The sequence below is a fragment of the Streptomyces sp. SID5910 genome (assembly GCF_009862125.1).
Taxonomy (GTDB): domain Bacteria; phylum Actinomycetota; class Actinomycetes; order Streptomycetales; family Streptomycetaceae; genus Streptomyces.
This window is the reverse complement of record NZ_WWHX01000724.1, coordinates 1-7,833: the sequence shown is the minus strand read 5'-3', so window position 1 is coordinate 7,833 and position 7,833 is coordinate 1. Positions and strand designations below refer to the sequence as shown.

The following is a 7,833-nucleotide window of genomic DNA, read 5'->3' as shown; positions in this document are numbered from 1 at the left end:
GGGGACGACGTTCTCGCCGTCGACCTCGATCACCGCGTCCCGCGGGGCGCGCAGCGCGGTGTGCAGCACGGCGCGGTCCTCGGTCGTGTTGATCTTCTCGCCGCGGAACATGGCGTCGCGCAGCCCGAACACATCCGCGGCGGCGGCCAGTTCGCGCAGCAGCCGCAGGGTCTCGTCGGTGACCAGGTGCTTGGAGTAGTCGACGTACAGGTCACCCACGCGCAGGACGTACCCGGTGCCGCGTCCGGGATCGGCGTCGAACAGGTCGCGCAGCCGCACCTCGCCGAGCTCGTCGCGGTGCGCCGCCAGCGCGGTCCATGCGGGCGTCCGGTTGATCCTGGTACGGCCGTCTGCGTTCATGTCGGACTTCAGCCTTCTTCCTCGGTGCCCCGGCTGTCCCGGCTGCTGTTGCCAACCTAGTTGATCAGCGATGGGGAGGGCCGGAGGAGAAGAAGAGAGGAGGAGAAGACCCGGGCGGACGCTAGATCTCGCCCCGCAGCTTGGCGAGCGCCTCGGCGAGGATCGCCTCGCCGTCCGCGTCGCTGCGGCGTTCGCGCACGTACGCCAGGTGCGTCTTGTAGGGCTCGGTGCGCGGCGGGTCCGGCGGGTTGTCCCGGTCCTGTCCGGCGGGGAAGCCGCAGCGCGGGCAGTCCCAGGTCTCGGGGACCTGTGCGTCGCTCGCGAAGCTCGGCTGCGTCTCGTGTCCGTTGGAGCACCAGAAGGAGATGCGCAGACGCGGCGCGGACTCGCCGCGCTCGGCCTCGCCCATCGGCCCCGCCCCGACCCGGCTTCCCCGGATCGCGTTGCCACTTGCCACGGTCGTAACTCCCTGCGTGATGGTGCCGCAAAGCGAGTCGGCGTTCGCTTCACTGCGAGCGCCTCAGTCTACGTAAGGCCCAACGCGCGTCCAGTGGTTGGAGTTACAAGCTCCGGCACCAAGACGCAAGCCCCATGATAGGCCGCGCCACGGGGCGCGTACCGGACATGGGGCCTTACGTACACAGTGCGGGCCGGGTCAGTTGTTCGCCTTCATCACCAGGCCGAGCACGATGATGCACGCGAACCAGAGCAGACCGACCACCACGGTGATCCGGTCGAGGTTGCGCTCGGCGACCGAGGAGCCGCCGACGGACGACTGCATGCCGCCACCGAACATGTCGGAGAGGCCGCCGCCCTTCCCCTTGTGCATCAGCACCAGCAGCATCAGCAGCAGGCTGAAGACGATCAGGGCGATCGAGAACCCCAAAACCACGGCTGGACCAACTTCCTCGGATTCTGACGGACGACGGGGGCACGGCGGCTACAGGCCACCATGCCCCCGCAAGGGTACGACGTATCGCCGCTACCGCATACTCACCGGCCGATGTGACCGGCGGGTCTACTGGTCGCGGAAGCGGACGATCTTGACGAACTCGTCCGAGTCCAGCGAGGCGCCGCCGACCAGGGCGCCGTCGATGTCGGGCTGCGCCATGATCTCGGCGACGTTCCCGGACTTGACCGAGCCGCCGTACTGGATGCGGACCTTGTCGGCCAGCTCCTGCGAGTACAGCTCGGCGACCTTGCCGCGGATGGCCGCGCAGACCTCCTGGGCGTCCTCGGCGCCGCAGACCTTGCCGGTGCCGATGGCCCACACGGGCTCGTAGGCGATCACGACGGTCTCGGCCTGCTCGGCGGTGAGGTCCTTCAGACCGCCCTCGACCTGGGCGAGGGTGTGGGCGACGTGGTTGCCCGCCTCGCGGACGTCCAGCTCCTCGCCGACGCACAGGATCGGAGTCAGGCCGTTCTTGTAGGCGGCCTTGACCTTGGCGTTGACCAGCTCGTCCGACTCCGCGTGGTACTGCCGGCGCTCGGAGTGACCGACGGCGACATAGGTGCAGCGCAGCTTGGCCAGCATCGGGCCGGAGATCTCGCCGGTGTAGGCGCCGCCGTCGTGGGCGGAGATGTCCTGGGCGCCGTACTTGATCTTGAGCTTGTCGTGCTCGACCAGGGTCTGCACCGAGCGCAGGTCGGTGAAGGGGACGAGAACGGCGACCTCGACGGCGTCGTAGTCCTTGTCCGCGAGGGCGAAGGCGAGCTTCTGGACGTGGGCGATGGCCTCCAGGTGGTTGAGGTTCATCTTCCAGTTGCCCGCCATCAGCGGCGTGCGGGTGCTCATCGGGGTCAGTCCTCCAGTGCGGCGAGGCCGGGGAGCGTCTTGCCCTCGAGGTATTCGAGGGAGGCGCCGCCGCCGGTAGAGATGTGGCCGAATGCCTTTTCGTCGAAGCCGAGCGTACGCACGGCCGCGGCGGAGTCGCCGCCGCCGACCACGGTGAAGCCCGGGGCGTCGACGAGGGCCTGGGCGACCGCCTTGGTGCCCTCGGCGTAGTCGGGGTGCTCGAAGACGCCCATGGGGCCGTTCCAGAAGACGGTGGCCGCGTCGGCGAGCTTCGAGGCGTAGAGCTTGCGGGTCTCGGGACCGATGTCCAGACCCTCCTGGTCGGCCGGGATGGCGTCCGCGGCGACGGTGGTGGGGTTGGCCGGGGCCTTGGTCTTCAGGTCCGGGAACTCCGGCGAGACCAGCACGTCGACGGGGAGGACCAGCTCGACGCCGTTCTTCTCCGCGCGCTCGATGTACTCCTTGACGGCCGGGATCTGGTCCTCCTGGAGGAGGGAGATGCCGACCTCGTGACCCTGGGCCTTGAGGAAGGTGTACGCCATGCCGCCGCCGATGAGGAGACGGTCGGCCTTGCCGAGCAGCTGGTCGATGACGGCGAGCTTGTCGGAGACCTTGGCCCCGCCGAGCGCGACCACGTAGGGGCGCTTCACGTCGTCGGTGAGCTTCTTGAGCACGCCGACCTCGGTGGCGATGAGGTAGCCGGCGTAGTGCGGCAGCCGCTTGGGCAGGTCGAAGACCGAGGCGTGCTTGCGGTGCACGGCGCCGAAGCCGTCGCCGACGTAGACGTCCGCGAGGCCGGCCAGCTTGTCGGCGAAGGCGGCGCGCTCGGAGTCGTCCTTGCTGGTCTCGCCGGCGTTGAAGCGCAGGTTCTCGATGACGGCGACCCGGCCGTCGGCGAGGCCGCTCACCGTGGACTCGGCCGAGGGGCCGACCGTGTCCTCGGCGAAGGCGACGTCGGCGCCGAGCAGTTCACCGAGACGGGCGGCGGCCGGAGCAAGGGAGAAGGCCGGGTCCGGGGCGCCCTTGGGGCGGCCAAGGTGCGAGGCGACGATCACGCGCGCGCCCGCGTCGGCCAGGGCCTTGACGGTGGGCACCACGGCGCGGATGCGGCCGTCGTCGGTGATGGTGGTGCCGTCCAGCGGCACGTTGAGGTCGGCGCGGACGAAGACGCGCTTGCCCGCGACGCCTTCGGAGAGCAGTTCGTCGATCGTCTTCATGCAGAGGGCTCCTGGGTTCTCGTGCTCGCTCGTGATCCTACGAGGGCCGGCCACCGCGGACGCGACGCAGGGCTCGGGCAGCGCGACCTTGCGCTGCCCGAGCCCTGCTACCGCATACGAGGTGCCTGCTGGGGTGGGTCTGAGTCGATCAGAGCTGGTTGCCGACGAAGACCGTGAGGTCGACGAGGCGGTTGGAGTAGCCCCACTCGTTGTCGTACCAGCCGAGGATCTTCACCGACTTGCCGTCCTGGACCATGGTCAGGGAGGAGTCGAAGGTGCAGGAGGCCGGGTCGCCGACGATGTCCGAGGAGACGATCGCGTCCTCGGTGTAGAACAGGATGCCCTTGAGGTCGCCGTCGTCGGCGGCCTTCTTGAACGCGGCGTTGACCTCGTCCTTGGTGACCTCGCGCTGGAGTTCCACGACCAGGTCGGTGGCCGAGCCGGTCGGGACCGGGACGCGCATCGCGATGCCGTCGAGCTTGCCCTTGAGCTGCGGGAGGACCAGCGCGGTGGCCTTGGCGGCGCCCGTGGTGGTCGGGATGATGTTCTCCGCGGCGGCGCGGGCGCGGCGCAGGTCCTTGTGCGGGAAGTCCAGGATGCGCTGGTCGTTCGTGTACGCGTGGACCGTCGTCATCAGGCCCTTGACGATGCCGAAGTTCTCGTCGAGGACCTTGGCCATCGGCGCCACACAGTTGGTGGTGCAGGAGGCGTTGGAGATGACGTGGTGGTTCGCCGGGTCGTACTTGTCCTGGTTGACGCCCATCACGATGGTGATGTCCTCGTCCTTGGCCGGAGCCGAGATGAGGACCTTCTTCGCGCCGCCGGCGATGTGCTTCTCCGCGTCCGCCTTCTTCGTGAAGATGCCGGTCGACTCGATGACGATGTCGACGCCCAGCTCACCCCACGGGATGTCGGCCGGGTTGCGCTCGGAGAGGACCTTGATGGTCTTGCCGTCGACGGTGATGGTGTCCTCGGTGTGCGAGACCTCCGCCTTGAGGCGCCCGAGGATGGTGTCGTACTTCAGCAGGTGGGCGGTGGTCGCGGTGTCACCCAGGTCGTTGACAGCCACGATCTCGATGTCTGCACCCTGCTCCAGCAGCGCGCGGAAGTAGTTACGACCGATGCGGCCAAAGCCGTTGATGCCTACGCGGATCGTCACGAACCGATCTCCTCGTTGGTACGCCGGCCCGATGTGCCGGCGAGCTGTATTTGGGATGTCCCCGACCACCTCCGACCCTACCTCTCCGAGGCGGCCGGGGTGACATCGAGACGCCCCATACCCGGCACGGCGGTCCGTACCCGCCAGTAGGGGTACGGACCGCCCGGGCTTCGGGGACCGATCACCCGATTTCGCTACACCGGGTCAGTTCCCAGGGACCGCGTTGTCACTCGTCCAGGGCACGCAGCGCCTGCCGGACGAGCGCGGCCCGGTCGGCCGGCGCGGTGAGGTGCTCCAGACCGAAGCCCAGCAGCACGGTGTCGTCCGTGGTGACCGCGCCGTAGGTCTGGAACAGGGTGCCGGTGCGGGCCCAGTCCTTCAGTACGGCGGGGCTGCCCGCGGGCGGTCCGGAGACCCGCCAGGCGCCGAGCGAGGTCTCGAAGCCCTCGGTCCCGGTGGCCGTGCCGCCGACGACCAGGGAGGCCTCGTCGGCGAGGACGCCGCGTCCGCCGCTGCCGGGGTCGGTGACGTAGGCGATCGACAGCTCGACGGACTTCCCGGCGTAGGCGCTCAGGTCGAACTCGACCTGCCGCCAGCCGCCGGAGGAGCCGGTGAGGCTGTTCCACTGCCCGCTCGTGCCGGTCGCGGCGCAGCCCTCGTCGGACAGGGTCAGGTAGTGCGCCAGCCAGGGGTGGTCGCTCAGGTAGAAGCCGGCCTCGCACTCGGTCGGCACGGCGGTGCTGGTCGCGCCGCCGGCCTCGGGGAGCGTGGTCCAGTCGTCGGCGCCGGTGACGTGGGCCTCGACCAGCGCGTGGTCGTAGCCGCGCTCGGTGTCCCACAGCAGCTGGGTGCGCAGCGTGGGACGGTCGGCGGCGGTGACACCGGTGAGGTCGACGGTGCGGGTGAGGCGCTTGTAGGCGTCGTCGGTGTGCACGGCGGCGGCCATCCAGGCGCCCGCGTAGGGCCCGTACGGGTTGACGGTCCCGGCGAACTTCCCGGCGCCCGCGCTCGCGAACTGGGGGTAGGTGGCGGGGTCCAGCTCGTCGGAGGTGACGCTGTAGGTGCCGGCGGTGTCCAGCGGGTTGCCTGGGGCGGCGCCGAGCGCGCCGGTGGCTCCGGCGAGCTTGCCGGAGCCGGTGAACCCGGTGGCCCCGGCGGTCGAGGTGCGGGTGTAGGCGCCCAGGTAGTACTGGCTGAAGTCGTCGGACGGGGTGCCGTCGCCGAGGTCGACGCTGCCGCCCGCGCGCTCGCCCGCCTCGATCAGCCGGCCGCCCTCGTTGAGGAAGGCGCGCAGCTGGAGCTGGGTGGCGTTGCCCGGGGTCGCCGCGCCGGTGTAGTGGACGACGGTGTCGAAGTGGCCGAGGACGCCGAGCGCGTCGGGCGCGCCCTGCGTGGCGACGTCCCACACGGCGGCCCGCTTGCCGCTGGCCTTGAGCGCGTCCACGTACGTCTGCGTCTGCGTGGCCTTCACGCCCTCCTCGGCGACGACGAGGACGTCGGCGCGGGGCCGTTCGGCGATCGTGTACGTGAAGTGCCCGCTGGAGACCTTCTTGCCCTGCGGTGTCTCGCCGGTGAACCAGACCTCGACCTTGTCGCCCGGGACGCCGTCCTTGACCTTGGCCCGGTACTCGTCGAAGTAGAGGTTGTCGTCACCGCCGTACGTCTCGCCGCCCTTCCAGGGCTTCAGCGCCATGTCGAGTACGCGGCCGCCGTTGACGCGGTACTTCAGCTCCTTGTCGCGCACCGCCTTGCGGACGACGACCGAGACCTCCTGGTCGGCGCCGCGCGAGTACGACGTGGTGAACGGGGCCGGGGTGAAGTCGGCGGCGTCCAGGCCGACCGAGGAGGACGGCCGGTCGGGGTGGGCGGCGGTCTCGGCGACGGAGAGCGCGAAGGGGATGTTCTTGGCGAACTCCTGCTGGATCAGCTTCTCGTCGTCGGGGAAGTTGAAGCCCGACCGGCAGTCGCGGGCGTTCCACTGGTCGGCGGGGTCCACGTCGGACGCGGTCTGGCAGGTCGACATCTCGGGGGTGAACATCGCCATGCCGTTGACGTTGGCCGCGTGGCCGTCCGCCTCGCCGTTGGTGGTGTACAGCTCCGAGGAGACCTGCGGGTGGTAGCCGGGGATCGCGGAGTTGTCCGGCGTGCCGGCGAGCGCCTTGTAGACGACGTCGTCCGGGGTGTCGGTGGCGACCTGCCAGCCGACGCCGTAGAGCAGCAGCTCGGCGGCGGAGTGGTAGTTGATGCCGTAGGTGAAGCCGATGCGCTTCTCGAAGGCGTCCAGCGCCTTGGTCTCGGGCTCGGAGCCGGGGCTCGCGCCGCGGTAGGTCTCGCTGGTGGGGTTCGGGGACGAGCCCTCGTCGTCGTAGCCCCACTTGTAGGCGAAGTTGCGGTTGAGGTCGACGCCGTCGCCGGTGCTGATGACGCCGTCGCCGTTGACGTCGCGCAGGTTCTTGCGCCACAGGCGGTTGGCGGGGTCCTGGAAGGTGTAGTCGTAGCCGTCGGGGTTGGCCGACAGCACGAACCACAGTTCGGTGGAGTCGACGATCTTCTTGACCCGCCGGTCCTTCGCGTAGTTGTCCAGATAGTGGTGCATCAGCCGCCGGGTCATCTCCGGGGTGATCCACTCGCGCGCGTGCTGGTTGGACATGTAGAGGACGGAGGGCCGGGAGCCGTCCTTCGACTTCTTGGCGTTCTTGGTGAGCTTGAGCGCCAGGATGTCCTGGCCCCGGACCGTCTTGCCGATGGAGACGACCTTGGTGAGGCCGGGGTTCTGCTGGGCGGTGCGGAGGATCTCCTCCTGGAGGCCGCCGCTGCCGCTGTACGGCCGGAAGACGCCGTCGGCGGCGGCCTCGACGCGTTTCGCGGTGCGGGTGGAGAGGGTGTGCTCGGTGAGGTCGACGCCCTTCTTCTCCAGCGTCTCGGCCTGCTTGTCGGTGAGGTAGACCTCGACGGCGGCCGTTCCCCGGTCGGGAACCTGCTCGCCGAGTTCGTGCCCGTCCTGGCCGGCGGCCAGCAGCAGGGGTACCTGCTCCTGGGTGACGTCGGCGCGGAAGACCTTCACCTCGTCCGCGTCCGGGGTCCCCGGATCCGCGGGTCGTGCCTGGGCGATGGGTGCGAAGCTTGCTCCGCCGATCAGGAGCGCGCCGACAGCGAGGATCGATCTCGCTCTTCGTCTCATGAACCCCCCTAGCGTGGGTCCGCCACAGCAGCGAACAGATGCCAGGCTCATGACACCTCATGATCGAGTCAAGAGCGCGGTATGGACACGCCGAAGCGGGGACGGGTCACCCAAGTGGGGG

At 69.6% G+C, this 7,833-nt stretch carries 7 protein-coding genes; all 7 read right to left on the bottom strand.

Annotation, left to right across the window (positions count from 1 at the left end):
• Positions 1 to 360: phosphoglucose isomerase-related protein (locus tag GTW67_RS25400; RefSeq protein ID WP_524539819.1), on the bottom strand; the 360-nt coding region annotated here is incomplete at its 3' end.
• A gap of 121 nt (positions 361 to 481) precedes the next feature.
• Positions 482 to 817 carry an RNA polymerase-binding protein RbpA gene (locus tag GTW67_RS25395; protein ID WP_003976875.1) on the bottom strand — a complete coding sequence of 112 codons (336 nt, stop codon included), beginning with the start codon at positions 815 to 817 and terminating at the stop codon, positions 482 to 484.
• A 198-nt stretch (positions 818 to 1,015) separates the two neighbouring features.
• Positions 1,016 to 1,252 (bottom strand): preprotein translocase subunit SecG, encoded by a 237-nt coding sequence (secG, locus tag GTW67_RS25390; RefSeq protein WP_161167105.1) that lies wholly within the window; start codon positions 1,250 to 1,252, stop codon positions 1,016 to 1,018.
• Positions 1,253 to 1,378: 126 nt separating this feature from the next.
• A complete protein-coding gene (tpiA, locus tag GTW67_RS25385) occupies positions 1,379 to 2,155 on the bottom strand; it encodes a triose-phosphate isomerase (protein ID WP_161167104.1) in 777 nt (258 codons plus the stop codon).
• A 5-nt stretch (positions 2,156 to 2,160) separates the two neighbouring features.
• Positions 2,161 to 3,372, bottom strand: coding sequence for a phosphoglycerate kinase (locus GTW67_RS25380; protein WP_161167103.1), 1,212 nt, complete (start codon positions 3,370 to 3,372; stop codon positions 2,161 to 2,163).
• Positions 3,373 to 3,520: 148 nt separating this feature from the next.
• Positions 3,521 to 4,531, bottom strand: a complete 1,011-nt coding sequence (gene gap / locus GTW67_RS25375; RefSeq protein ID WP_076973809.1) for a type I glyceraldehyde-3-phosphate dehydrogenase — start codon at positions 4,529 to 4,531, stop codon at positions 3,521 to 3,523.
• Positions 4,532 to 4,757: 226 nt separating this feature from the next.
• Positions 4,758 to 7,712, bottom strand: coding sequence for a M14 family metallopeptidase (locus tag GTW67_RS25370; protein WP_161167102.1), 2,955 nt, complete (start codon positions 7,710 to 7,712; stop codon positions 4,758 to 4,760).
• Between the last annotated feature and the right edge of the window lie 121 nt (positions 7,713 to 7,833).

Coding starts and splice junctions, on each gene's coding strand:
- tpiA (WP_161167104.1), bottom strand. CDS start 2,155: ATGAGCACCCGCACGCCGCTGATGGCGGGCAACTGGAAGATGAACCTC.
- GTW67_RS25380 (WP_161167103.1), bottom strand. CDS start 3,372: ATGAAGACGATCGACGAACTGCTCTCCGAAGGCGTCGCGGGCAAGCGC.
- GTW67_RS25370 (WP_161167102.1), bottom strand. CDS start 7,712: ATGAGACGAAGAGCGAGATCGATCCTCGCTGTCGGCGCGCTCCTGATC.